General features: G+C 59.0%; 20 protein-coding genes and 1 riboswitch. Of the genes, 9 read left to right on the plus strand and 11 right to left on the minus strand.

The genetic code is table 11. The annotated features are described in order from the left end of the window. Nucleotides 1-115 precede the first annotated feature (115 nt). Both AUR04nite_RS08095 and AUR04nite_RS08100 read left to right on the plus strand, forming a co-directional pair. The gene (locus AUR04nite_RS08095) at nucleotides 116-1,288 is read left to right on the plus strand and encodes a helix-turn-helix domain-containing protein (RefSeq protein ID WP_246055451.1); all 1,173 of its coding nucleotides are present in this window, start codon (nucleotides 116-118) and stop codon (nucleotides 1,286-1,288) included. A 96-nt stretch (nucleotides 1,289-1,384) separates the two neighbouring features. Beyond that, nucleotides 1,385-3,175 (plus strand): NAD(P)-binding domain-containing protein, encoded by a 1,791-nt coding sequence (locus tag AUR04nite_RS08100; protein WP_141363774.1) that lies wholly within the window; start codon nucleotides 1,385-1,387, stop codon nucleotides 3,173-3,175. 53 nt (nucleotides 3,176-3,228) lie between these two features. Here the strand turns inward: AUR04nite_RS08100 and AUR04nite_RS08105 are convergent, their stop codons facing one another. Together AUR04nite_RS08105 and AUR04nite_RS08110 are read right to left on the minus strand one after the other, a co-directional pair. Further along, nucleotides 3,229-3,459 (minus strand): hypothetical protein, encoded by a 231-nt coding sequence (locus AUR04nite_RS08105; protein WP_141363776.1) that lies wholly within the window; start codon nucleotides 3,457-3,459, stop codon nucleotides 3,229-3,231. A gap of 97 nt (nucleotides 3,460-3,556) precedes the next feature. Further along, nucleotides 3,557-11,080, minus strand: a complete 7,524-nt coding sequence (locus tag AUR04nite_RS08110) for a prealbumin-like fold domain-containing protein (protein WP_141363778.1) — start codon at nucleotides 11,078-11,080, stop codon at nucleotides 3,557-3,559. A 147-nt stretch (nucleotides 11,081-11,227) separates the two neighbouring features. On the opposite strand from AUR04nite_RS08110, the gene AUR04nite_RS08115 reads away from it, so the two are divergent. Beyond that, complete coding sequence (locus AUR04nite_RS08115) at nucleotides 11,228-11,638, plus strand: hypothetical protein (protein WP_141363780.1); 411 nt, start codon at nucleotides 11,228-11,230, stop codon at nucleotides 11,636-11,638. A 16-nt stretch (nucleotides 11,639-11,654) separates the two neighbouring features. After that, complete coding sequence (locus AUR04nite_RS17890; RefSeq protein WP_170184139.1) at nucleotides 11,655-11,822, plus strand: hypothetical protein; 168 nt, start codon at nucleotides 11,655-11,657, stop codon at nucleotides 11,820-11,822. Between the two features lie 676 nt (nucleotides 11,823-12,498). Here the strand turns inward: AUR04nite_RS17890 and AUR04nite_RS08120 are convergent. From AUR04nite_RS08120 to AUR04nite_RS08130, 3 genes are all read right to left on the minus strand, one after another. Next, nucleotides 12,499-13,125, minus strand: a complete 627-nt coding sequence (locus AUR04nite_RS08120) for a CueP family metal-binding protein (RefSeq protein ID WP_170184140.1) — start codon at nucleotides 13,123-13,125, stop codon at nucleotides 12,499-12,501. 36 nt (nucleotides 13,126-13,161) lie between these two features. Further along, the gene (locus AUR04nite_RS08125; protein WP_141363782.1) at nucleotides 13,162-13,755 is read right to left on the minus strand and encodes a DUF305 domain-containing protein; all 594 of its coding nucleotides are present in this window, start codon (nucleotides 13,753-13,755) and stop codon (nucleotides 13,162-13,164) included. Nucleotides 13,756-13,861: 106 nt separating this feature from the next. Then, nucleotides 13,862-14,320: a DUF6153 family protein gene (locus AUR04nite_RS08130; RefSeq protein ID WP_141363784.1), complete on the minus strand. Its 459-nt coding sequence runs from the start codon at nucleotides 14,318-14,320 to the stop codon at nucleotides 13,862-13,864. A gap of 266 nt (nucleotides 14,321-14,586) precedes the next feature. On the opposite strand from AUR04nite_RS08130, the gene AUR04nite_RS08135 reads away from it, so the two are divergent. After that, nucleotides 14,587-16,104 carry an acetyl-CoA hydrolase/transferase family protein gene (locus AUR04nite_RS08135; RefSeq protein ID WP_246055452.1) on the plus strand — a complete coding sequence of 506 codons (1,518 nt, stop codon included), beginning with the start codon at nucleotides 14,587-14,589 and terminating at the stop codon, nucleotides 16,102-16,104. Between the two features lie 44 nt (nucleotides 16,105-16,148). On the opposite strand, the gene AUR04nite_RS08140 is transcribed toward AUR04nite_RS08135, so the two are convergent. Beyond that, nucleotides 16,149-17,087, minus strand: coding sequence for a DMT family transporter (locus tag AUR04nite_RS08140; RefSeq protein WP_141363786.1), 939 nt, complete (start codon nucleotides 17,085-17,087; stop codon nucleotides 16,149-16,151). Nucleotides 17,088-17,118: 31 nt separating this feature from the next. Between AUR04nite_RS08140 and AUR04nite_RS08145 the strand changes: the two genes are divergently transcribed. Further along, nucleotides 17,119-17,673, plus strand: a complete 555-nt coding sequence (locus AUR04nite_RS08145; RefSeq protein WP_141363788.1) for a helix-turn-helix domain-containing protein — start codon at nucleotides 17,119-17,121, stop codon at nucleotides 17,671-17,673. Here the strand turns inward: AUR04nite_RS08145 and AUR04nite_RS08150 are convergent. Together AUR04nite_RS08150 and AUR04nite_RS08155 are read right to left on the minus strand one after the other, a co-directional pair. After that, complete coding sequence (locus tag AUR04nite_RS08150; protein WP_141363790.1) at nucleotides 17,670-18,254, minus strand: dihydrofolate reductase family protein; 585 nt, start codon at nucleotides 18,252-18,254, stop codon at nucleotides 17,670-17,672. The two genes, AUR04nite_RS08145 and AUR04nite_RS08150, sit on opposite strands and share 4 nt — an antisense overlap. Before the next feature lie 385 nt (nucleotides 18,255-18,639). After that, nucleotides 18,640-19,212, minus strand: coding sequence for a HutD family protein (locus tag AUR04nite_RS08155; protein ID WP_141363792.1), 573 nt, complete (start codon nucleotides 19,210-19,212; stop codon nucleotides 18,640-18,642). A gap of 284 nt (nucleotides 19,213-19,496) precedes the next feature. Next, nucleotides 19,497-19,614, plus strand: a riboswitch (SAM riboswitch). A 100-nt stretch (nucleotides 19,615-19,714) separates the two neighbouring features. On the opposite strand from AUR04nite_RS08155, the gene AUR04nite_RS08160 reads away from it, so the two are divergent. From AUR04nite_RS08160 to AUR04nite_RS08170, 3 genes are all read left to right on the plus strand, one after another. Beyond that, nucleotides 19,715-20,215, plus strand: a complete 501-nt coding sequence (locus AUR04nite_RS08160) for a flavin reductase family protein (protein ID WP_141363794.1) — start codon at nucleotides 19,715-19,717, stop codon at nucleotides 20,213-20,215. Between the two features lie 601 nt (nucleotides 20,216-20,816). After that, complete coding sequence (gene dnaB / locus AUR04nite_RS08165) at nucleotides 20,817-22,175, plus strand: replicative DNA helicase (RefSeq protein ID WP_141363796.1); 1,359 nt, start codon at nucleotides 20,817-20,819, stop codon at nucleotides 22,173-22,175. 58 nt (nucleotides 22,176-22,233) lie between these two features. Then, nucleotides 22,234-22,968 (plus strand): ZIP family metal transporter, encoded by a 735-nt coding sequence (locus AUR04nite_RS08170; RefSeq protein ID WP_141363798.1) that lies wholly within the window; start codon nucleotides 22,234-22,236, stop codon nucleotides 22,966-22,968. 12 nt (nucleotides 22,969-22,980) lie between these two features. On the opposite strand, the gene AUR04nite_RS08175 is transcribed toward AUR04nite_RS08170, so the two are convergent. The 3 genes from AUR04nite_RS08175 to AUR04nite_RS08185 all read right to left on the minus strand — a co-directional run bounded on the left by AUR04nite_RS08175 (nucleotide 22,981) and on the right by AUR04nite_RS08185 (nucleotide 25,925). After that, nucleotides 22,981-23,973: a hypothetical protein gene (locus AUR04nite_RS08175; RefSeq protein ID WP_141363799.1), complete on the minus strand. Its 993-nt coding sequence runs from the start codon at nucleotides 23,971-23,973 to the stop codon at nucleotides 22,981-22,983. Next, entirely contained in the window at nucleotides 23,970-25,058 is a 1,089-nt protein-coding gene (locus AUR04nite_RS08180) for a sensor histidine kinase (protein ID WP_141363801.1), read from the minus strand. Before AUR04nite_RS08180 ends, AUR04nite_RS08175 begins: the two co-directional genes overlap by 4 nt. A gap of 108 nt (nucleotides 25,059-25,166) precedes the next feature. After that, nucleotides 25,167-25,925: a response regulator transcription factor gene (locus AUR04nite_RS08185; RefSeq protein ID WP_141363803.1), complete on the minus strand. Its 759-nt coding sequence runs from the start codon at nucleotides 25,923-25,925 to the stop codon at nucleotides 25,167-25,169. Nucleotides 25,926-26,132: the final 207 nt, after the last annotated feature.

The following is a 26,132-nucleotide window of genomic DNA, read 5'->3' on the forward strand; positions in this document are numbered from 1 at the left end:
TCCTCCGAGGGGGTGGAGAATTCGTCGACAGAATCATGCTGTGGCATGAAGACTGCGAAATCATTGCCTGATGGCAGCCCTTTGATCCAGATAGGGCGCATGGCATCCTCTAAAGGTGAGCAGTGTTCGTCCGTCGACATTTCCGAAGATCCAGGCCGCCCTTGATGCCGGCGCTGATCCGCTCGGCCGTGCGCGCGAATTGCTGCCGCTGCATCGGCGCTGGACGCAGGATTCACAAATCCTCGAGTCGGTTCGCCCAGTCATTGCCAGGTCGTGGGAACGTGCCCATGAACTGAAAAACCAGCCCCGAGCGCTGACCGCGCAGGACTTGCGCGCCCGCCAACAGGAAAACCGCGAGCTGGCGGCACTGATGCCGATGGTGGAGGAGCGCTTGCTGTCCGTCGCTGGCCAGGCGGAAAACCAACTGGTCGTTACCGACGGAGAGGGCTATGTGCTCTCGGTGCTAGGCCCTATGGCCGTACGGCGGCAGAGTGACGGCATCGGCTTTATCGCTGGAGCGCGCTGGTTGGAATCCGATGTGGGCACCAACGGCATCGGCACAGCAATGGCCGAACGCAGCGCAGTCCAGGTGTTCGGCCCAGAGCATGGGCGCGAAGAGCAGCACACTTGGGTGTGCACCTCTGCGCCGATCATCAGCCCGGTCACCGGCAAGCTCGTGGCAACGGTGACCCTAGCAGGGTCCTTCCGCACAGCCCATCCGCATACTTTGGCGCTGGTCGCCGGCACTGCCCGCGAAGCCGAATCGGAATTGGCATGGCAGCACCAGCTCGGCTTGAACCAGTTGAGGAACGCCGTCTCCCAGCCCGAGGGCGATTACCTTCTGGTTGACGAGCACCAGATGGTGGCCGCCAGCAGAGGATTCAGCGCCTCGGCCAGGATTTCAGTGGTGGGGGGACTGCGCGCAGGGCGAATCTGGGTCAATGGCTTGGGAGCCATGGCCGCAGAACAGGTTCCCGGCGGCTGGCTGCTGCGCCGCAGCGCGGAACAGACGCTGCTTGAGCTGATCGAGCGGCCGCTGCCGCATGCGGTGCTTTGGATTGGCGCCGAACGCACCGAAGTGCCGCTGAGCGCGGCCCACTGGCGAATCCTCCAGCTGCTTGCCGACAACGGTCCGGGGCTCGATGCTCAGGGCCTGGCACAGGCGTGGTCCCAGCCGGTCTCTGCGGTGACCGTGCGGGCTGAAGTTTCACGTCTGCGCGCCAAGCTGGGCGGACTGATTGCCGCGCGGCCCTATCGGCTGGTGGTGCCGGTGGTGGTCTCCGGCTAACCTGCCTGCAACCTTTTGCAACGCTTTTCTTTTGTGATCCACGCCATATTCTGGGGTGAATTCGGATTCATCCCACCAAGAAATGAAGTGATGATCATGGCAGAAAACTCAGCCCAGACTCAGGCCGAAGCATGGCTCGCACAGGTTCAGGCCGCCTTGGACTCCGGCGACGCCCAGGGCGTCAGCCAGTTTTTCGGCGAAGAATGCTATTGGCGGGACTTGGCCTCGCTGACTTGGAATCTGCATACCGCAGAAGGACGCGACGGGATTGAAAACCTGCTCACCGGGATTGAACGCGGGGCGTGGCCGCGCAGCCTGGAAGTCACCAGCGCCTCGGATGCCGACGGCGTGATCGAAGCCTGGTTCACCTTTGAGAACGACGCCTTCGACGGGAAAGGGCTATTCCGCCTACGCGGTGGGCAAGGCTGGACGATGCTGAGTACTGCGCAGAACCTGCGCGACTTCCCAGAGCCCGCCGGAACCCGCCGAGAACTCGGTGCAGACCACGGCTCGGCCATGCAGTCGGAGAACTGGCTTGACCGCCGCATCGCCACCCAGGAGAGCTTCGGAGTCACCGAACAGCCATATGTGCTGGTCATCGGCGGCGGACAGGGCGGCATCGGGCTCGGCGCCCGCCTCAAGCGCATGGGAGTGCCGGCGCTGATCATCGACAAGCACCCCAAGCCAGGGGACCAGTGGCGCTCGCGCTACCACTCGCTGGCCCTGCATGACCCGGTCTGGTACGACCATATGCCATATCTCGAATTCCCCGACCACTGGCCGGTGTTCACCCCGAAGGACAAGATGGGCGATTGGCTGGAGTGCTACACCAAGCTCATGGAGCTGGACTACTGGTCCCTGACCGAGGCGACCAGCGCGCGCCAGGATCCGGAGACCGGCGGCTGGGTTGTGGAGGTAATCCGCGAGGGCAAGCCGCTGACCCTGCGCCCCACCCAGCTGGTGCTTGCCACCGGCATGTCAGGCATCCCCAACATTCCGAAGTACCAGGGGCAGGACATCTTTGCCGGGGACCAGAACCACTCGTCAACGCACCCGGGCGGCGAACGCTACAAGGGCAAGAACGTAGTGGTCATCGGGGCCAACAATTCAGCCCACGACATCTGCGCCGACCTGGTGCAGAACGGCGCCAAGCCGGTGATGGTCCAGCGTTCGAGCACCCACATCGTGCGCTCGGATTCGCTGATGAAAACCGTGCTCGGCCCGCTGTACTCGGAAGAGGCCCTGGCCAACGGGATCGACCACAACACCGCGGATTTGATCTTCGCCTCCATCCCGTACAAGGTGCTGCCGGAATTCCACAAGCCAGCCTTCGCGCAGATCCGCGAGGACGACGCACAGTTCTACCAGTCGCTCACGGACGCCGGATTCGACCTGGATTTCGGCGACGACGATTCGGGCTTGTTCCTGAAGTACCTGCGCCGCGGTTCGGGCTACTACATCAACATCGGCGCCTCCGAGCTGGTGGCCGACGGCTCCATCGCGCTGGCCAAGGGCGAGGTCTCCCACCTGACCGAAAACTCGGTGGTGCTGGCCGACGGCACCGAGCTTGCCGCGGACGCGGTGGTCTACGCTACCGGCTACGGCTCCATGAACGGCTGGGCGGCCAAGCTGATTTCCCAGGAAGTGGCCGACGCGGTGGGCAAGTGCTGGGGTCTGGGCTCGGGAACCACCAAGGATCCAGGACCGTGGGAGGGGGAGCTGCGCAATATGTGGAAGCCGACCCAGGTTCAGAACCTGTGGTTCCATGGCGGCAACCTGCACCAGTCGCGCCACTATTCGAAGTACCTAGGCCTGCAGCTCAAGGCCCGTTACGAGGGCCTGGACACCCCGGTCTACGCGCTCGCCGAAAGCTACCACCAGCAGTAGAAAGTCAACAGACGACCGCCTCCCGGCGCTACGCCGGGAGGCGGTTGGGTTTGCTAGGCGCGTCCGGAATTCCTCGGATGGCTGCGCGCAGCACGTTCATTGCCGCGCTTGTAGTTCCCAGTCAACCGGGCCATGAGCTCCTGGCCGCCGCCGAATCCAAGATCGGCCAGGAAGTCCTCGGCACGCTGGCCGCGCAGGACGGCTGCCGCCCTGCCATGGTGCGAGATCTGCACCGAACCGTCCTTGCGGACAATGTAGTCGAATCCTGAAGGAGCATTTCCCATGACCGGATTCAAGCATGTTCGTGCCGCAGGAACAAGGACGCTGCACAAGGCCGGTCCCACCAAAAGGTGGAACCGGCCTTGGCGTTAGCCGTTCAGGCTATGGATGCTGACGGCGTCGGTGCTGAAGCAGCATGAGCGCTCCAGCGACCAGCATGGCTCCGGATGCTCCTAGAAGCCACAGCATAGATTCTGAGACGCCGGTGATTGCCAGCGGCGGACGAGGCGCCGGCGGCGCCACAACTGGTGGTTCTTCAGCGCAGAGGTTCACGCTTGCGGCATCCTGCTGTCCGGTCTGCACAATAGTCGCTGTGTTGACCTTGGTAATGCAGGCGTCGTTTGGAGCCTTGAACACCACATCGTAGGTGAATACCTGCGGTGTGCCCTGCTCATTCCAGGTGGCCTGACCCAGCTCGCGGGCATCGCCCTGCGGGTTGGCCTGGTCGTCTGAGACCGTGATGACCTTGTCCTTCTCACTGGCCATCTGGTACTCGAACTTGGCCTCGGCACTGAGCCGGCGTTCAATTCCGTCGGCGTCCTTGTAGCTTGCCTTCACCGTGATGGCTCCGGACAGTGCCGTTGGCGCGCCCTCGCAATTGATCTGGATGTCCAGTACGCCCGGCTGGTCTCCAGCGCCGGCGGGAACCAGCAGCTGGATGCCGTCGAGCTTCGGATCAAGATCCTGGGCATCGACCCTGCACTTCATGCCAGCCACGTCGCCCAGCTGATCCAGCGTCAACGCCAGCGGTTCATCGCCGGCATTCGGGTTGCTGAAACTGATGGTTCCAGTGACTTCATGGCCGGTGTCCTTCACACCCTGAGGGGTGGCATTGACCGTGTAGCCGACGGTGATGTCACCGCCAGGCTTGGCGGTGTACTGGTCATCCGCGGCGACCTTGCCAATTTCCCAAAGGTACTGGCGGTCGAAGTCCGCAGCTGCCTGCGTAGTCAGCGCTACCGGTGTCTGGGCGCAGAGGGTGACGTCCACCGAATCCGCGTCGTCGTCGTTGCCGGTGGCCTGTTCAATCCATGCGGTGTTCGTATGGACGGAGCAGGTTCCCGGCGCCGTGTTCAGCTCAAGGTCGTAAACGAAGCTGACCTTTTCATCGTCGGCGTTCACAGTTCCCAATTCCACTGGGTTCTGCGGATCGGTCATGTCATCGATGACGGTGACTGAATCGTCGCTGAGCGTCCGAGGACTGAAGGCGATATCCGCAGCGGCGGTGACGGTTCGTGGTTCGCCCTCATCATCCTGCCAGGTGGCGGTGACCGAATTGGTTGCCGAATCGTAGTCTGATTCGGCCAGCGGTGCATCGAAGGTGCAGTCATAGTCGACTACCAGCGATTCGCCTGCCTTCACGATGACCTTGCCGTCCACGACATCTGCGAAGGTGCAGCTGCCCGAATCCAGCGACAGGTTGTCCTGAAGCGCCACCTCGGTGTCCTTGTAGTCGTTCGGGTTCACCACGGTGATCGAGCCTGCAACGGCCCAGTCACTGTCCTGATGCCCGGTGACTTCGGCGTCGACCGTGTAGGAGGCAGTTGCCCTGCCGTCTTCGCCTACCATGAATTCGGTCTTTTCGGCGTTCTTGCTCACCTTCCAGTCGAAGTCCCGGTGGTAGCTGCCGGCAGCGGTTTTGGCGATCGTCAGATCCGCCTCCTTGCACAGCTGCAGGTCGACGCTCGACTCGTCCATGTGATTGCCGTCGGTGTGTTCAGCGACCTTCGCCGTGTTGGTGTACACGGTGCAGGTGCCTTCAGCCGGCGTCAGACGCATGTCGTACTCGAAGCTCTTCGGCGCATCCGCTGCATCGACGGTGCCAAGCACTACCGGGTCAGCCTCGGGATTCATCTTGTCATCGGTGACGGTGACCGACTGGTCGGTGACCTTGTCAACGGTGAAGTTGATATCTGCCTGGGCCGACGCGGTGCGTTCCCCGAAGGTGGCGCTTACCGTGTTGACTGCCTGGTCGAAGGCCGAAACACCGAGGTCCGGATCAAGGGTGCAGCCATAGTCTGCCTCCAGGACCTGACCTGCTTCGAGTACCACTTGCAGGCCGGGAATCTCCGCATCGGCATCCGGTGCATCGATGGTGCAGGTGGCTCCTGCGGTGCTGACCCGATCTTCCAAGGTGGCGGTGATCGAGCCGAACTCGTTGGGGTTCTGCACCGTGAGGGTGCCGTTCAGCCGCAGATTCTCATCTGCCACGCCCGTGGTGCGGGCTTCAACAGTGTAGTGGGCGGTAATGCTGCCGTCCTCATTGGCGACCAGCTTGGTCTGATCGACCTGCTTGTCGATCGCCCACTCGTAATCCTGGTTGTACAGGGCCGTGGCGGTCTTGGAGAGCACCAGCGACTTCTGGCCGCACAGGGTGACCGTCGTTGAATCGGTGGCACCGGTCTGCAATATCACCGCGGTATTGGTGAAGTCGGTGCATTCACCGGCCACCGCCTGATGCCTCAGGGTGTAGTCGAAATCAATCGGAGTGCCCTGAGCATTCCAGTTGGCGGTGCCAAGCTCGACCGGATTAGCCGGATCTGTCTTGTCATCTACGACGGTGATCTGGGCGTTGGTTTCCTGATCCAACGTGTAGTTGATCGCCGCATCAGCGGTGGCAGTGGAATCTTCGCCCCAGCTGATCGCCACAGTGTTGGTGCCCGTCAGCTTCTTCGGGGTTCCATCGCAGCTGTACGGAAGCTGCAGCTGGGCCCCGGCGGGAACCGCGATCTGCAGGCCGGCCGTACCGGCATCGGCATCCTCGGCGTCGATCGTGCAGGTGACGCCGTCGATATCCACCGTATCGGTCACGGTGGCTACCGTGTCAGCCTCGGAGAACTGGTTCGGATTCTCGATCGTGATGACACCGTGAGCCTCGAAGCCGGAATCCTCGAAGCCGTCGGGCAGAGCCGAGACCGTGTAGCTGAAGTCGGCGGTGCCGTCCTCGTCAACGGTCACCTCGGTGCGATCAACCTTCTTGTCCAGGTCCCACAGGTAGGTGCGGTCGAAGCTTGCCGATGCATCCTTGCCCAGCGCCAGGGCCAGCTTTCCACACAACTCCACGGTGGCGCTGTCCCGAGGATCGTCCTCGCCGGTGACATCAACCCATGCGGTGTTCGTGTAGCTGGCGCACTGGCCCGCAGGGGAGTGCAGCACCAGCTGGTACTCGAAGACCTGTGGAGACTGGTCGATGCTCACCGTACCCAGGGCCACCGGATCCTTGGCTGGATCTGCCTGGTCATCCCACACGGTGATCTCACGGTCGGTCTGCTGGTCGATGGCAAAGTTGAAATCGACCTTTGCGCTCGCAGTGCGCTGATCCGACCAGGTGGCAGTCACCGTGTTGTGCTGATCTTGATAGGAAGAGGCCGCGACTCCGGAGGAAACGTCGCACCAGTAGCCAACGTCAACCGACCCGTTGGCCGGGATGCTCACCTGCGTCTGCTCCAGGGTGCATTCCACGCCGTCGATGCTCACCGTATCTGCCAAGGTGGCGTCGATGCCGGTGTAGTCGTTCGGATTGGTTACAGTGATCACGCCGTTCAGTTCCCAGCCGGAATCTTCAAAGCCGGTGTTCGTCGCGGTGATCTCGTAGTTGATCCGCTGATCCATTTCTCCGTCAGTGACGATCTTCGGATCCTGGCCTTCGGCCAGTGATTTGTCGATGGTCCACTGGTAGGTGCGGTCGTAGCTGGCATTCACCGTCTTGGAGATGCCCAGCCCGGCTTCGCGGCAGGCCTGAACCGTTTGCGAATCCTGGTCGGTGAATCCGTCATTGCCGTTGATCACGGCGATGTTGGTGAACTCTTGGCAGGCGCCAGCTTCGGCAACGGTCCATGTCACCGAGTAGTCGCGGGTCATGCTCTCCGGGCTGTCGCCCAGGTGCACCACCCATGGCTCGCCGAAGTCGTGATGCGAATCGGTCACGGTGACCGAGTCGTTCTTCGGCGTCTGAGACCAGTCATCGGCGAAGATCTGGGCTTCGAAGCTCGACTCCCCGTTGACGGTGTTGGCTGCCTGCGCATCCCAAGTGACCGTGGCGGTATTCGAACCGTCATAGGCAGGCTGCTGGGTGAATTGGCAGTTGTAATTCAGCACCAAGGTGGTGCTGCGCTCGATGACCAATTGGAACCCGGCGGCGTTGATATCCGCGTCGGCGATATTCTCGCCGTCGACTCCGGTGATGGTGCAGGTGACGCCATCGCCGAGGTTCGCCATGTCGACTACGGTGGCCGAAACATCCTGCCAGTCATTGTCGTTGGCGACGGTGATCTGTCCGCTCATGGCCCAGCTGCTGTCTTCGTGCCCGGTCGGGGTCACGGTCACGCGGTAGTCAGCGGTGACTTCTCCGGTGGCCGGGTCCGCCGTCAGCGGCTGAGACGACAGGGCTTCCTTGTCCACGTTCCAAAGGTAGGAGCGGTCGAAGGAGGTCACCACATTCTTCAGTACCGACAGGTCCGCGCCGGCGCACACGGTGGTGGTGGCCGACGCGGAATTTTCGTCGCCCTGTGCGGTGGACTCTTGAACCACAGCGGTGTTGGTGTAGTCGGTGCAGGTACCTGCCACACCTGAGAGCTGCAGATCGTAGCTGAATACATTGGGCTGGGTTGATACCTTGGCGGTGCCCAGGACCATGCTGTCGCCTTCGACGGTTTTGTCGTCGAGGACCTGAACTTCGGCGTCAGTGGTCTTCACCTCGGTGAAGGTGAACTCCACTGGTGCGCTGGCCTCCCGGTCCTTGCCCCAAGTAACCTTCGCCGTGTTCGTGTAGGACCCAGCGATGTCGGTGCCAGCAGGAATCAGGCAGTCGTAGTCGAGGATGGCGCTGCCGCCGTCCTCAAGTACTACCTGGAACCCTGCTGCATCGGCAGCAGCATCGGTGCCGTTGATGGCGCACGCGGCGCCCGGAACGTCGATGATGTCCTCTACGGTTGCCGTCAGCTCGCCGACCATGGTGTTCGGGTTGTTGATCGTGATGGATCCCGAAACGCTCTTGGCCGAGTCCTGCGGGCCCGAAGGCGTGGCTGTCACCGTGTAGTGGGCGGTGACCTGGCCATTGCCGGCAACTGTGAACCGTGTCTTATCGACCTGCTTGTCGATGGACCAGTCGTAGTCGCGTTCGTAGCTGGCGTCAACGGTCTTTGATACCGTCAGGTTTTCCTGATCGCACACCTCAACGGTTTGGGTATCGCTCGGATCCTCATCGCCGCTGACATCTACCCAGGCCTTGTTGGTGAATGGTGCGCATCCGCCGGTGGGAGCCTGATAGGTAATCGTGTAGCTGAAGCTTCTCGGCGACTCATCGAAGGAGGCCTCGCCTAGCAGCTTCGGATTTCCCGAGGGGTTCGACTGGTCGTCGTAGACCTTGACGGTGTCATCGGTAGTTTGATCGCGGGTGAAGGTGACAGGTACAGCTGCACTTTCCTTTGACAGGCCGTCGCCCCAGGTGACCTTCGCGGTGTTGGTTCCACCGGTGTAGTCGGCCTCGGTAACGGAGCTGACGTCGCAGGTGTAATTGACGGTGACCGATCCCGACTTCGGCACCGTCACCGCCAAGCTGCCATCTCCTGTTGCGCCGTTGTACTCGAAGGTACAGGCCGCCGAGAACGTGTTGATGTCGCTGACGGTTGCCGCAACATCAGTGAAATCGTTCGGGTTGGCGACGGTGATGGTTCCCGACATGGTCGTGTCGGAATCGGTGTAGCCGGTGTTGGTGGCTTCAACTTCATAGTTGACCGTGGCATTGCCGTTCTCATCAACCACTACCTTGGCTGGCTGACCCTCTGCCAACTTCTTGTCGATGGACCATTCATAGGTCCTGTCGTAGGTGGCGGTGACATCCTTCGTCACGCTCAGTCCGGCTTCGCGGCAACCCTCGACAACAGCTGAATCACTCATGCTCAGTCCGCTGTTTCCGGTCAATGTGGCGACGTTAGTGAATTGCTGACAGGTACCTGCCCTGTCAACGGTCCAGGTGTAACTGTAGGTCCTCGACTGCTCGCCATCGGAGTAATTGATGAGCCATGGATCGTCGAACAGAGCTGGATTGTCGGTGATCTCAACCTGGTTGTTCAACGGTGTCTGAGTCCAGCTGTCGGCGGTGACGGGGACGGTCTTTGCAGCCGAAGAATCGGTAGTGAATGCCTTGTCGGCATCCCAAGAGACCGTTGCCTTATTGCTTCCGTCGTAGCTGGCTGGCTTGCCGTCGAAAATGCAGCTGTAGTTGAACACGACGGTTGCACCCTTGGCGATGCTCGTCTGGAAACCGGGGGTTGCCGGGTCGGCATCGAGGATGCTGTCATCGTCCTTGACCCCGGTGACAGTGCATGCCACACCGCCGCCTAGATCCACCTGGTCGTCAACCGTGACTGCTACATCCTGCCAGTCGTTCGGGTTCTGCACGGAGATGGTTCCGTACATGGCCCAATCGCTGTCCGTGTACTGTTTCGGGGTCACCGTGATCTTGTAGTTCGCGGTAAATTCTCCGGTGTTCGGATCCGCGGTGATTGGCTGCTCGTCGAGGGCTTCCTTGACGATGTCCCAGTCATAACTGCGGTTGAAGCTGGATACCACGAGCTTTTCGACGCTGAGGTTGGCACCGACGCAGATTTCAACATTCTGGCTTGATGTTAGATCCTTGCCGTCGTCGCTGGAGAGAGTCGCGGTATTCCTGTTCTCGGTGAGGCACTTGCCTGCTTCTCCGGTCCATTCGATGGTGTAGTGGAAGGTCCTCGGACCGTCGGTGGCATTGACGATGTTTCCACCCTCGATGCCGCTCAGATCGAGCTTGTCATCGGTGATGGTGACTTCTTCATCGGTCACGGTTGGCGTGGCATCGGAGAAATCATAAGGGGCTGATGCATCCGCTGACCCGTCAGTGCCGTAATAGGCATCTTCGTCCCATGTGGCGGTGACGTTGTTGGTGCCGCTGCTGGTTGCAGTGGTTCCGTCGGGCATATCGCAGGAGTAGGTGTATTCAGTGCTTCCCGAGGGAACACTGATCGGGTTTGAGATCGGCCCGGAACCTGTGGAAATGACGCAGTTGGTTCCGCCGATCTGATCCGCCAGCGTTACGCCCGACATCGCTGTGTCGTTTGGATTCGTGACGGTGATTGTGCCCTTTACCTTGAAGTTCGCATCCTGGGCTGCGCTGGGAGTGACGACTACGTCGTAGTCGACGTCCACGCTCTCGCTGGATGACTTGATGGTCGAATCTTGTCCTTCGGCAAGCTTCTTTTCAATTTCCCAGTCGTAATCCCTATCGAAACTCGGGATCGCGCTCTTGGTCAGCGTCAGATCCTTGTACGTGGTCTTGTTGTTGTAGAACGTACAGGTGACTTCTTGGTCATCAACCAAAGCGAAACTGATCGACGATCCGTTCCTGGTGGTTTGAGCATTCGTGCATTGGATGTCATCCAGGTTCCAACCAGCGGGAATGTCATTCTCTGTGATTGTGACGGTGGACGGTGTCACTGTGTAAGTTACTTGCTGATCGAGAGCTGCTCCGGTGTCGGAATTGGCGCTGTCGTCGAGCTTGAAACCTACTGAATCGTGGAAACGGCTCTCCAGCAGTGTGAAGTCGAAATCGGTACCGTCAGCTGGTTCAGCTTCCTTCACGATGGTCACTACACCAGCTTGTACATCGCTCGCCTTGATCTGATTATCGCGGCTGCCCGTCGATGCGCAGTTTAGGGTGTCGAGGGTGACGTGGTAAGGCGAACCGCTGATCGAAGAAGCGCCGGTACCCGGACCGTGGTCCAATTCCGAAGCGATGTGCGCATCGAAGTAGAGGGTTACCGGATAATTTTGGCCAGCTGTTCCGTCAACCTGGAGCGTGATTTTAACAGTGTTGACCTGATCATCGGTAGCAGCTCCTTGAATGACCTGCCAACCAGTGATGTTTGCGCCGATTGCAGATTGATTGAGCAGGTAGTCATAGGCCCAAGTACCGGCTTTCTTTACCTGATAGGTAATGACCAGTTCATTCTCGCCGGCTGGCAAGGTCATCTCAACCCGCTGATGAACGACACCGCCTTCGTACAAGCCGATTTGTTCGTTGCCGTTGTGGAATTCTGTCTCATCGGACTTTTGCATGAAGGTATTGACGCTGCCCAAATTTTCATTGGTATCGCACTGACCGGCAATGCCTGCAACTGGTGTATCCGATTCGACCTTGGCGACTAGCGACTCAGTTGTCGCTTTGGGCGCACTGCTGGTCTTGGCCGGCTCGTTATTCGCTTCAGAAGCCTTCTTGACCAATTTATTGGTGGTGGTTGCCGAAGCCTTCAAGGTCGGCGAAGCTGTTGCTTTTGCGGGTGGCTTCGAGGCATCTGATGGCACGGTTGTCTGGGTGGGAGCAGCACTTTGAACTGCCTCTTCGGTTTCTTTCGAAGGTGCTGTCGAATCGCTGCTTTCAGCGCTTGGAGCTGCGGTTTCTACCGGTGTTTCGGTGGTCGTCGTGCTTCCCACGCTGGGTTCTGCTGCGATCGCCATGCCCGGCATCGTTATTGAAAGGCAAACTACAAGAGACGCGAAAATTGCCAAGAATGGCTTGAAAGTTCGTCTGATTAGATATTTTGGTCGCAAAAATGGCGCACTTGCGCCATGTCGTGAATTCCTAGACATTTCTTTCCCCCCAGAAAAGCTGTCCATGACGGATTTTAGGTGTTGTTAAACAGCTCGCGCCACGAGGAATTGCTAAAGAAAGAGTGGTGAGCTGTTGATACCCAGAAAACTGCCAAGGCTAGCTGATCTTTAAGCGCGAGTGACTAGGAATAATGTCCCCAAGGTACGTAGTTAGACGTCAAGAAAAAAGATCTTCATATCTGGCCTTGTGTTCCCCCCAAAACAAAAGATGATGATGCCCACTCATGTTACGCCACATGATCCATCTAATCTATAGTTGAGCCACCGTAGCTGCTTGACCTGATTAAGAATTTATGTGAGAGAAAATACGGGCCTATTGGAGAGTTGATTTGCGTGAATTTGGTGGGTGCCGAGTTCAATCCGCGGCACCCACCGGCCACTACTGCAATTTTGAAAAACTAGGCTAGTTTCATAGTGGTCAGGCACGTAGGATCTGACCTTCCGGTCCCTACCTGCTGGGTTGCACTGAGCCCGTCAGAGGTGATGGTGAGCTCTCCTGTGATGTTCCGAGGCAACCACAGACCGACGAATCCGTTGTCGTTGGTCGTCAGCTTGGCGTGATCCAGGATTTTCCGGCCGTCATCCGCAGTGAAGCTGACAGTAACGTTTTGGTTCGCCAGCTCACCCTGGCAGGTGGTGAGGCTGTGGTACGTGCAGTCGTGGCTCTGCGCCAGATAGGGAGCAACCGACAGGTAGAACTTGTCCTCGGGCAGCGGGAGTGTTTTCTGTTCCCCGCTCTTGGCGCTCAGCACGAGCTCGGCCGGCCGGACTGATGCCGTCAGGCCGCTGGGCCTTTCCGCGGTTTTCGTCTTCTCCAGCTTGTCTACAACTTGTTGGCCATCCAGGCCCTGCAGCCCGAATTCGTCGAAGGCGGCGCTGGCGGAAGCCGTGGATTCGCTGGCCGAATTGGCGGCGGATTCTGTTGCTGCCGAGCAGCCAGCCAGCAGCAGGGACAGCGCGGCGAGCGGGGCGGCAAGCCTGACTGCCTGCCGGCTCCAGTTTGAGGGTTTGGAATCAAAGTACATTCTTGTTCCTAACGATGTATGAGTTGATGCGCGGGACTACTTTGAGCCCAGCATCTTCTTCATCTGATCGATTTCTGCGCTCTGGGATGCGACGATTTCCTTGGCCATGTCAATGGCGGGCTGGTATTTCCCATTGCTGATTTCGTCCTTGGCCATATCCACCGCGCCTTCATGGTGGGCGGTCATCTGCTGGAGGAACAAGTTGGCTGCCTGGGAGCCGCTGGCCGCCTTGAGATCCTCAATTTCTTTGTCGCTGACCATTCCGTCATCGCCGCCCATCGAATGCCCCTGCGGAGTGCTCAGGTTCAATTCCTTCTGCCACTTTTCCAAGGTGGCGATCTCGGGGGACTGGGCTGCCTTGATGGTGTTGGCTAGGTCCTTGACGTCCTTGGGCAGCCCGTCCTTGGCCAGCACGATGTCGCTGAGTTCGATTGCCTGCTGGTGGTGGCCGATCATCATCGAGATGAACATGTCATCCGAAGCGTTGAACGAGGCCGATGCGTCGGGGGACTGGCTGCCCACGCTGGGCGTCGAATGGTCCATGCCCGGGTCCATCGAGGAAGAGGCGCATCCGGAAAGGGCGATGGCAAGGCCGGCGCTGAGCGCGCTGAAGGCAAGAAGCTTCTTCATGGGTTTCTCTCTGTGGTTGGAGCGCGCGCCAAAGGCGCGGCTTGAAAAGTCGTGATGGGTTAATGCGCCCTTGTGCAGCGGTCGGCTGCATCAGGGCATGCAGGCCTCAGGTACGACTAATGCACAGAGAAACGAGGCTGGGTGCGCGCAGCACACTCCACGTCGGCCAGCTGCCGCTTGGTCCGGCACGTGTAGGAATGACCTTTCGCAGCAGCAAAGTGGTGGGCTTGCGCAGAACCAGCAGGACCAGGAAGAAGGCAATGACGCAGCTGGCGGCCGCCAAATGCGCTTGTCCCTGCTGGTCGCAGTTCAGGCAGCCCGCTGGATTCACGGACGGCACGGCAGCGGCGGCCGCGGTGTGCGGATGCTGGCTCGAAGCCTGGTGGTGTCCGGCTGCGGGCTCCTGCATCGGTGCCCCGGCCGACTGTGCGTGGGAGTTGTGCAGGTTCATGCCGTGCATCAGGATCAGGCCGATAATCACCAGTGCGGCGATGAGCAGCGCCCTGGGCACGACGCTGAAAGCCGCAGGCCTGCGGTTCAGTGGTGCTCTGGATATCTGTCTCATCGATTTCACCCTAGGCAGTGAGCCTGTCAATCAACTAAGAATGCCCTGCTCAAACGTCATAAACATGATTTTATGGCTCTGTCGGTGTCTAGCAGCCGACCTCGAGGTGCCCGGTTACCGCAAACTCGGGGCAGATCACCGCTTGGGATCTGCTGTGTGCGGTATTCTCCCAAGAAGTGGTCGGTGTGACCGGAAAAACAGCACTAGAGTGTTCCGTTGAGGTTTACGTGTTAACGTGCGTCACAACGATGTGAAGAGGAAGTATTTTGAGCGAACGTATCAACCACCGGGCATTTACTGAGCGGTTGATGAGTGCCGAGCAAGCCGCCGCATTCGTCAAGCCCGGCATGACAGTGGCAATGAGCGGCTTCACCGGCGCGGGCTACCCCAAGGCGGTGCCCGGTGCGCTGGCCAAGCTGATCGCAGCGGAGCATGATGCTGGCGGCGAGTTCAAGATCAACGTGCTGACCGGAGCTTCCACCGCTCCGGAGCTTGACGGGGTGCTGGCCCGGGCCGAGGGCATGAACCTGCGCCTGCCGTATATGTCGGATCCGGACCTGCGCCGCCGCATCAACGACGGCGACATGGAATACATGGACATCCACCTCTCCCACGTGGCCCAGCATGCCTGGTTCGGCTTCTACGGCAAGATCGACCTGGCGATCGTCGAGGTTGCCGGGATCACCGCCGACGGCGAACTGATTCCCTCCACCTCGGTGGGCAACAACAAGACCTGGCTGGAGATGGCAGACCATGTCATCCTCGAGGTCAACAAGCAGCAGTCGGCGGCCCTTGAAGGCATGCACGACCTCTATTACGGCACCGCGCTGCCTCCGCACCGCAAGCCGATCGAGCTGACCACGCCGCGCGACCGCATTGGCCAGAAATACCTGGACATCGACGTGCGCAAGGTGGTTGCAGTGGTTGAAACCGACGCGCCGGACCGCCTGAGCCCCTTCGCGCCGGTGGATGAGACCAGCGAACGCATCGCGGACCACCTGCTCAGCTTCCTCGACTACGAGATCCGCCAGGGGCGGTTGAGTGAGAAGCTCCTGCCGCTGCAGTCGGGCGTCGGCAATATCGCCAACGCGGTACTCGCCGGGCTTGCGCGCGGCGGATACAAGGGCCTGACCGCCTACACCGAGGTCATCCAGGACGGCATGCTGGAGCTGATCAAGGACGGCACGATCGACTTCGCCTCGGCCACCAGCTTCTCGCTGTCCACCGAGGGCGTGGAAGAGTTCAACAAGAACATTGACCGCTACCGCGACCGCATTCTGCTGCGCCCGCAGGAGATCTCAAACCACCCGGAGATCATCCGCCGCCTGGGCTGCATTGCCCTGAACGGCATGATCGAGGCCGATATCTACGGCAACGTGAACTCGACGAACGTGCTCGGCTCCAAGGTCATGAACGGCATCGGCGGCTCCGGCGACTTTGCCCGCAACGGTTACCTCTCGGTGTTCATGTCCCCGTCCACCGCCAAGGGCGGCAAGATCTCCGGCATCGTTCCCTTCGCGTCACATGTGGACCACACCGAGCACGACACCATGATCCTGATTACCGAGCAGGGCCTGGCCGACCTGCGCGGGCACTCGCCCAAGCAGCGCGCGCAGCTGGTGATCGACAACTGTGCGCACTCCGACTACAAGGCGCTGCTGCAGGACTACTTCGACCGCGCCTGCAGCCAAAGCTACGGAAAGCACACCCCGCATCTGCTGGGCGAGGCATTGTCCTGGCACCAGCGTTTTGAGCAGACCGGGGACATGCGCCCAGCCAGCTAGAGGCCAGTGCGCCGGCGGAGAGGATTCCTCTCCGCCGGCGTTTTTTATGCTTGTTCTTCCGCCAAGTTAGCCGCTGCGGGGATTTCTTCCAGCTTGCCCTTCTTGAGCGTCGGCTTCAGTTCGCTGACCAGGGTGCTGAGGATGATCAGGGCGGCGCCGACCAGTGCGATTCCTGGGAGCCTGTCGCCCGCGATGCGTCCGATAATGCCTGCCCAGACCGGTTCGCCAGCGTAGATGATGGTGGCCCTGGTAGGGGAGACGGACTTCTGCGCCCAATTCATAGTTGCCTGGATCAGGCAGCTGGCAGCGCCCAAGCCGACAGCCGGAAGGAACCACAGCCAGGAGAACTCGGGGACCGATTCGCCCACGGCAGGCATTGCCGCGAAACCGAGTATTCCCGCTACCAGCAGCTGGATGGCGGTGACCCTGCCCAGATGGACCTTGCCGGCAAACAGCCCGATCAAGATGATTTCCGCAGCCATCGGCAGCGTGCTGGCAAGGGTGACGATTTCTCCGGGTCCCAAGCCAAGCTTCACTGCATCCGGTCCGGCCAAAAGCAGCAGGCCGACAAAGGCGATTCCGGCGCCAACTAGTGTCATGGTGCCCGGGCGCTTGCGGAAGACGACCCATTGCAGCAGCGGAACCATCGGAACATACAGTGCAGTGAGAAACGCCGAGGTGCTGCTGTTGATGGTTTGCAGGCCTTGGGTCTGCATTCCGTAGCCCAAGAAGATCATCAGGCCGATGGCCGCTCCCGCGCCGACTTCAGAGAGCTTGAGGCGGTTGAATGAGCGCCAGAAAATCAGCGCAGCGATGACGCCCGCGACAATGAACCGCACGCCGACGAAGAACATCGGTCCGCTGTAGCGCATGGCCAGATGGACTAGGAGAAACGTGCTACCCCAAACTGCGGTGATTGCCAGCAGAGCGGCTTCTTGGCGGCTGATAGGGAATTTTTGCCGAACACCTGAAATGTGCACCATTCTGCACATCTTATAGTGCAGAATAGTGCACATGCAAGATGTGAACGATTCACCAGTACTGCGGAATGTCGGAGCAAATCTTCGGGAGTTTCGAAAACAGGCGGGCATGAGCCAGGAAGTCCTTGCGCAGCGTTCGGGAGTCAGCCGCCGCACGATCATCAACCTGGAAGCCGGTGAAGCAAATGTCAGCTTGGCCAGCTTGGATTATCTGGCCGAAGCGCTCAAGGTCCGCTTTGTTGATCTGGTCAGCGCGCCGGCGACCCCTCATTCAAAGATCAACGAGCTTGCCTGGAGGGGCGGAGATTCCGAAAGCAGGGCAATGCTTCTCGGCTCGGCCGCCGCCTCCCAAGAGGTCCAGTTGTGGACCTGGAGTCTTGCCCGCGGGGCGCGATATGACGCGGAGCCGGACCCTTCAGGATGGTCGGAAATGGTGCTTGTTGCCGAAGGTAAGCTGCGCATCGAATTTTCCGACGCCAGCCTGGAGCTGGGTGCCGGCGAGCACGCAACCTACTCGAGCGCGCAGTACTATTCCTACGTGAACGCCGGGTCCGAGACTGTGCGTTTCGTACGCAATGTGATCTGCTAGCGCCCGGGGTGCCGGGTGGGGCGATACACAAGTTCTTGGATGCGGGAATCGAGAAGAGTGGAATCGACAAGCTCAAGATCGTAGTCATCGAGGCCCGCGAACACAGGGGAGTCTCCCGTGCGTCCGGTGATCACCGGAAATATAGTGACTTGGATGAAATCGACGAGCCCGGCGGCGAGCAATGAGTGGTTCATGGCCAGAGAACCATGAGAACGCAGGGGGACATCCGATTCCCGCTTCAACCGCGCAACTACGTCAAGTGCATCCCCGCGTTCCAGGGTGGGGTGCGGCCACTGCAGCGGTTCCTGCAGTGTTGTAGAGATGATCGTGGTCGGTTGATTTCGCATGGCCACGCCCCATTCATCCTCGACATCGGGGTACTGGTCGATTTGAGCCAGGAATGAGGCGAACAGCCGGTAGGTGTTTGCGCCGAAGACCAGCCGGCATGGCGGTGTATAGAGTCCCAGCCGGTGTTCAAGAAGCTCCGGCCCCTGCTTTCCCCAATACCCGCCCCAGTCTCCTCCGGCCCCGCCGAAGCCATCGAGGCTGCTGAAAACGTCAAAGGTATAGGTCGCGCTCATGATGCCCCCTTGTAGGCCTGTCGGTCATTGCAGAGTACGTCCGAGATCGTCGACTTTGAACAGGAGGCCCGCGATGTTCAGAGAACGCCAAGACTTTAGCGGTGGAAGTTCGCGGACACGTCCAAGCCTTGGCAGGGTGTGCCTATTCGAGGCAGGCCAGCTGCCCGAAACTGGGGAAACAACAAAGACATCGAATGAGGGTAATTTGGGGGATTAGCGCCCGCTGAAGTCTTCGAAGTGTAGTTGGCAGCTGGCCTGCCGCTCCTTGAATCCCGTCTGAAACGGGAAACGCAAGGAAGTCAAGACTCGCATGCCTTTGAGCGGGCTTCCAGAGACACAGGGGTCAGGAGCGCTAAGTGGCATAAAGATTGCGCCGGAAAGCGGATTAGCTGATAGCGGCGACCACAATATGGGCCAACATTGCATGCTCTGCCCGAAGAGCCAGTCGTGAATCGGTGGGATTGATCGCGCTTAATGGGCCTAGCTCGGTGCCGTCCTCCATCTGCACAGTGCCAGCCAGCACAACGATTCGGTGCCAGAGATTGGTGGGCTCGAAGACGCGCGATCCACGAAGATGTTCGATTTCAACAGATCCGTAGCCCTTCCCTCGGCGAACCATCAAGTTCAACGCATACTGCTCGTATCCGCCAAGAGTGATTGCCGCACGGTCGGTGTCGAGAAACTGCGCTTGCATGCCCAAACTCAGTTCGTGGCAGGTGCCATTCAAATTCAATTGAACTGGTCCTTCTGAAGCAATTGTCACGATGCGCACGACTCCGCCTGCTGGTGAAAACTCCGAATTTTCGGCAAGGGTCGCCAGTGAAAGGCGCCAGTCCCACTCTTCCGCGTCGGCTGAAGGGTGCGCATCGATGAGTCGAGTTGCGCCTTTTCCGTTTCCCCAGTGTTCCTGCGGTAAATCCAAGAGCCGCGCGGTCGTCGGCCGATCTGTTTGTAGCATCTTTTGATTTCTGATGTCCGAGATAAAACGATCAGTCCTGCTCTGGCAAAGCTACATGCAATGTCAGTAGCGACTAGCCATGAGCTTCCCATATTCGACGATTTCTCTGAAATCGAGGGGCGTTATGTGTCCTGTCCGTCGACCGAGCAGATACCGCCATAGCGAATAATCCACTGCTAATGGATGCATTTTGACTCCAGGTGTCGAATGAAACAGTGATTATTTCGATTTGCGAAGTGAAATGTTTGACGGTGGCGTGTAACGCCCCATATCGTTTTAAGCAGAATCAAGAGCGTCAGCTATAAGCCCTGGCTAGCTGGCCGGCAACCCTCTCAACGGTAGCGGGGTGCTCCAGGTGAAGATTCGGTCCCACGTGAAGACACGTTGGAACAAGTACCGCGCATCGAGCACTAAGAGATCTATATCGAGCGTTCAAGGCCGCAGCTAAGCCTGTTCTTGGATCCTCTATGCCTCGGTGGGCACGACCCGAAGGAATCGAGCCATGTCGCTAAACCAAGAACTTGACCCGCTGACCTTGCGCAAGGTCTTTGCTCAGCATCCATCAGGCGTAGCCGCGCTCTGCGCTGAGATCAATGGGGAGAAGACAGGACTGGTCGCCTCGTCATTCACCGTCGGAGTATCCCTAGAGCCTGCATTGGTGATGTTTGCCGTGCAAAAAAGCTCAAACACCTGGCCGAAGCTGCGCACCGCTGCGCGCATCGGCGTGTCGGTGCTCAGCGAGCGCAATGACGGAGCCTGTGCGCAGATCGCTTCCAAGCATGGCGACCGGTTCGCAGGAATTGCAACGCGCACCACGGCAGATGGCGCCCTGCTGGTAGATGAATCCACTTTGCGTCTTGATACTTCGATCTATGACGAGATCGAAGCTGGCGACCACTGGGTGATCCTGCTTCAGGTCCACGGGCACGACGTGTCCGGCCACTCACCGCAGATTTTCCATGATTCACGATTTCACTCATTGCCAGTGCCGGAACTAGTTTGAGTTCCCTGAATCCGCGGCGGCGTCCGAAGAGCATTGCTCTTCGGACGCCGCTTTTTTAATTCTTCGGCTGTCTTTGGAGAAGCCGCGCCCTGCTGGCTGAGCGCCTTGATCTGGGCTTAATTGTTTTGGGGTCGAAAGCGGCGCAATTGTTACACGAGGATATCCACATAGTTATCCACCCGCTTGTGGATTGGCTGTTGATGATGGTTGATAACTGGCAAAAAACGCCTGAATTCTGGCGTTAGAGCTGTTGATAAAGCCTCAAAGGCCTGTGGATGTGGGGAAAAATTAACATTCTATCCACAGCTGTGAAAACGTAAACAACCTAGTCAAGCGGGGTCATTTTGCAATTAAGTGTGGCAATCCACAGAGTTCTCCCCAAGTAGTGAACAGGTCAATCCACAGGTAGTGGGAGATTATCCACAGTTTCTGTGGATATCGGGGTTTACGGTTGCTGGCAACCGTCCTAGTGTTGGCGATGGGAGTGCTCTATCCACAAGCGGTCAGTGTCAAAACGTCGGTTGCTTTTGACATGATGGCAAGTTGCAGTGATGGAAAACAAGCTTTCCCAGCGGGTCAACAGGGGATGGAAGTGTCAGTAATGAGCGCCGAGCCAATCTACGAGCAGCGAGAAGCCGATGCAGGCCGCAAGCCGCCGCAGGATATCGATGCGGAAATGTCAGTGCTTGGCGGCATGATGCTCTCAAAGGACGCCATTGCCGATGTGGTCGAGGTGCTGCGCGGCACCGACTTCTACCGGCCTGCGCACGAATCAATCTACGAGGCGATCATCGACCTCTACGGCCGCGGCGAACCGGCCGATGCCGTGACGGTGGCCGACCTTTTGACCAAGCGCAGCGAAATCTCTCGCGTCGGAGGCGCAGCCTATCTGCACAACCTCATCCAGCATGTGCCGACGGCCGCCAACGCAGGCTACTACGCAGAAATTGTCCGCGAGCGCGGTGTGCTGCGCCGCCTCGTGGATGCCGGCACGCGCATCGTGCAGATGGGCTACTCACCGGATGGCGAGGTTGATGCCATCGTCAACGAAGCGCAGGCAGAGGTCTACAAGGTCGCGGAGAACCGCAGCAGTGAAGACTACGTGCGTCTCTCTGACATCATCGAAGGCACTGTCGACGAAATTGAGAACGCCGCCAATGCGGGCGACGGCATCACCGGCGTTCCCACCGGCTTCTACGAACTGGACGAGCTGACCCAGGGCCTGCAGGGCGGCCAGATGATCATCATCGCGGCGCGTCCTGCTGTGGGTAAGTCAACCTTTGCCTTGGACTTCGCACGTTCGGCAGCTATCAAGAACAACATGGCCACAGTCTTCTTCTCGCTGGAAATGGGCCGCAATGAAATTGCGATGCGCCTGCTCTCCGCCGAGGCCCAGATCCAGCTCCAGGACCTGCGCAAGGGCTCGGTGGAGGATGCCCAGTGGACCAAGATCGCCACCACCATGGGACGGTTGAACGAGGCGCCGCTGTTCATCGACGATTCACCGAACATGTCGATGATGGAAATCCGCGCGAAGTGCCGGCGCCTGAAGCAGCGCAATGAGCTGCGCATGATCATCCTCGACTACCTGCAGCTGATGAGCTCGGGCAAGCGCGTTGAATCCCGACAGCAGGAAGTTTCCGAGTTCTCGCGCAACCTGAAGCTGCTGGCCAAGGAGCTCGACGTGCCGCTGATTGCGCTGTCCCAGTTGAACCGTGGTTCCGAACAGCGCCAGGACAAGAAGCCGATGGTTTCGGACCTGCGTGAATCCGGTTCCATCGAGCAGGACGCCGATATGGTCATCCTGCTGCACCGCGACGACGTGTATGACAAGGAAAATCGTCCGGGCGAAGCCGACGTGATCGTCGCCAAGCACCGCAACGGTCCAACCAAGACCATTACCGTTGCCTTCCAGGGCCACTACTCGCGCTTCAACAACATGTCCTCGGAAGGCCAGTAGGCCTACGACTTTTCATGGCACCTACTGTGCCGGCGGTTTGCTGGCTATAGTGGGTGCCATGTTTGCGTCATTACAGGCTTTGATTTGGGGTTCTGTTGCTGGGTCCGCCCTCTTGATCGGTGCCGGGGCGGCCTGGTGGCTGCGCATCCCGCGGATCTGGGTCTGTTCCATCATGGCTTTCGGCGCCGGGGTGCTGGTCAGCGCGCTGAGCTTTGAACTGGTGTTCGAAGCGTTCACCATGGGCGGTTTGGCTGCAACGCTGCTTGGCGTCATTGCCGGTGCGGCGCTGTACTTCGGTGCCAATCGCCTGCTGGCCAAACGCAGTCGGCGCAAGCAGAAGGCGGCCAGCCCAGGGGACTCTTCCGGCACGGCAATTGCCGTCGGCGCGCTGATCGACGGCATTCCCGAATCCGTTGCCCTGGGCCTTGGCGTCGTGGCGGGGGCCAGCATCAACCCGACAATGTTGATTGCGATCTTCGTGTCTAATATTCCCGAGGGCCTGGCGAGCACCGCGGACATGAAGCAGGCTGGGCGCAGTGGCAAATCGATATTCCTGCTGTGGGGAGGCATTGCCCTGGCCAGCGGCCTGGCGGCGTTTATCGGAGCCATATCGCTGGCCGATATGCCGCAGGAAGTGCTGGCCTTTGCCACAGCAGTGGCCGCCGGAGGCATCCTGACGATGATTGCCGACACCATGATCCCCGAAGCCTACGAGGCAGACCACGACTACACGGGCCTGCTTGTCACCGCAGGATTCCTCTCCGCCTTCGCGCTGCATGCCATCGGGGGCTGAAAAGTGCGCCGGCTATTCGTTGGAAATGTCGATCTGCTCTGGCGCACCGGGTGCCCGGGGGCGGACCAGGATGGATACGGCAGTACGTGAAGGCCGCGGAAACGCCACGACATTCAGTTCGCTGTACAGCTTCGGCTGGCGCAGCCGCTGTAGCAGCTCTTGCTCCATTTTCCGCTGCACCTGCGCGGGCAGCGGCACATTGCGGATGTCATTGAAGTCGATGACGAGCCCCTCGGCTCGTGCAGACTGCAGCGCCTCACGCAGCGTGTCGGTGAGGAAGATTCTGGCCTCGGATTCATCGCGCAGCGACAGCTCCAAGAGCTCATATTTTCGACGGTGCTCCTCGGTGAGATGATCTGCATTGTCGATGATTTCTTGCAGCGCTTGGCGGGCGGGACCATCGAGGAACCCGGCCCACTCGTCCTTGGTAATTTGATAGGCGTACTCTTCAGCCTGCCGCTGGTAGATTTCCTTGCCCTTTTGCTCCGAGAGCTGGATCTGGCGGTGGTTGCGTTCAATTTGCCAGCGGGTAACAGCGGCAAAGAAGATCCACATGGCGGGTGTGACGATATTTCCCACGATTTCAGCCGCGGCAACGTGGTTCAATGTTCCGCCTATGGATTGCGCTATTGCGAACAGACCCAGTCCTGCCCAAGCTATGGGGAGCTGACCACGCAGCGCCAAAGCAACCAGGATCATCTCAGTTGCTCCTGAATTCCACCATCCGTATCCTGGGAAGCCATCGCTGAGCCCGTAGTTGACAAGGACCGTCATCAACGTAGTGATTCCAACGATTACCAGTGATTCTCCGCGCAGAAGATTCAGCGACTTGGGTCGTCCATAGGCGGCGTAGTAGCTGGCTCCCATGCAGAGCAGCAGCGCGAGCACACAAGGCCAGACGATCTCCAAAGTGGGGATGGAAATGATGCCCAGGATGACATGGGTAATGGTGAAGGCTGTGACGACAATTCGGTAGACCGGCCGCAAGATTTCGTGGTTTGTCACCGTGGCCGGCCCTCATAATCCAAACGAACTTGAACTCCCTGCCCGGGGGTGCTGTTGAAATGTGCGTTGCATCCAGCTTCTAGGCATCGGGCGACAATTGAATCCCGGATGCCCCTCCGGTTTGCCCGGATCTTGCTGCGGTCAAAGCCCGGCCCGTTATCGGTGACCACTATTTGTACCCTGTGATGCTCTGCGTTGATTTCCACAGTGACAGTTGCATGCGGCGCGTGTGACGCGGTGTTGCGGATCGCTTCAAGACTGGCCCCGAGCAATGCGTCAAAGCTAGGCTTGGGTATTTCCAGCTGTGACCCCTGAGTGCCATCGGCCGAAGGGACGATTTGGAATGCGCTGGCCTTGGCGACCAAGGCCGAATACAAGTCGGCAGGGGTAAACAAGCCCACGTCTGACTTACGCTCGAAAGCCGAGTTCACTTCCTCCAAGGCAGCACTGACCTGGCTGCGCAGCTGTGTAGGATTCAGGCCGCTGCGTTCCATGGATGCGTGACGCAGGGAACTAAGCACCTGGTCATGGATGATTCGAGCGACCTTTTTGCGCTGCTCTTCGGCGACGCGCTGTGCTTCGCTGGAACGGTACTGGGCCATCACGCGTGCGTGGGCGGCATCGGTGCGGGCGGCGCTGCGGCGCAGTGCGAGGAAAGGCTCGCACACAACAACCGCCAGTGTTAAGGCTAGGAGTCCGTCCTGCATGGATTGGGACCACGATCTGTCCTGCCCTCCGGGTGTTAGCGGAATCAAAATCATCAGGACGGCGGTTGCCAGGCCGTGGACATAGGCCCACCGTCCTCGCATCGAGGCGGCGGCTACTCCGATCCCAGATCCAAGAAAGCCCCAGGCCCAAGTCGGCGGTTCTCCCAGGTTCTCAATGCCGAGCCATCCCATATTCCACGCCACCAATGTGAAGGGAAACAAGATGCTTGCGGTGAGAGCCAGTGCTTTGCCGATTTTTGGTGCGAAGAACGAGGTGATGACTGATCCGCAAATGAGCAATGGCAGCAACAGCATGCACAGCCCGAAGAGAGTTCCTGGATGGGCTATGAAGAGGGGCACGGCAATCGGTACTGCCATGCCTAGGACCGCTAGCCCGTAGCTCCCGCCAAGCGCCAACAGGACCCTGTCAATTCCTTCAGCCGCACTATGTGACGTGTAATCCGTGGTGCTGGACTTCATTGCGGCTTAGCCGAGGTGGTCAGCGTCGAGGACACGTTCTTCGCCGTCGACAACATTGTAAATTTCATCTTTAAGTGCCCTCAGAAACACTTCGTAGGTAATAAGCCCGTCTTCGTAGGCGCGTCGACGGATATTCGCAAAGCCTTCAGCGTCTCTGCCGACCTTGAGGTATTTCTGGCGGATTCGGCCCAAATTTGTCTTGACAGTTCCTGCCGAAATATCTAATCTATCGCCGGTTTCGTTCATGGAATATCCGAGGCTGTATAACGCAAGTGTTTCTATTTCGCGAGGAGAAAGCTTTGCGTCGATATATTCTTCGCTAGCTTTGATTGCCAGTGCAAATTCTTTGGTATAGATTATTTTTCCTTTGATGACATCAAAGATATCTGACACCAATTGTTCGGTTGAGCGCTGTTTGTGGACTACGCCCGAGGCTCCTGCGCTGTACGCCTGCCGCGTGGTTACCGGAGTTGGCGAGTTGCTGATGACCAGTACCGGGATGTCCTTGGCGCGAAGTGCCTGGACGTTGTCGGAAACGGTGGATTCATCGCTTAATACCCTGTCGAGCAGCACAATATGAGGATGAGGGAGCTTTGATTCGTGCTTTTCAAGGATATTGAATAAGTCTTTCACTGTTGAGCCGTAAACGACCAGCAGCTTGTATCCTTCAGGGCTGGTGCGAAACAGCTCCTGTTGCAGGCCAACGCAGGTGTAATATTCATTGTCAATCACGCCAACGACGATTTCTTTGCATTCAACAGGCATGATTTGACTCCTTTGGCGCGATGGAGAGCCAAACGGCCCGTAGTTGCTGGATCTTGCTTAACTCATACAGAATTAAATTGTATTTTGCAATTCGCGGAAATTGCACCAAAAAAGCCCGAACAATGTTGAAATCTTTTCGTGTACCCCAAAAAGTGCACAGGTCGACCAGCCAATAAAACGAAGCATGCACTTCGGACTTCACCGTGA

The sequence above is a fragment of the Glutamicibacter uratoxydans genome (genome assembly GCF_006539925.1).
GTDB lineage: Bacteria > Actinomycetota > Actinomycetes > Actinomycetales > Micrococcaceae > Glutamicibacter > Glutamicibacter uratoxydans.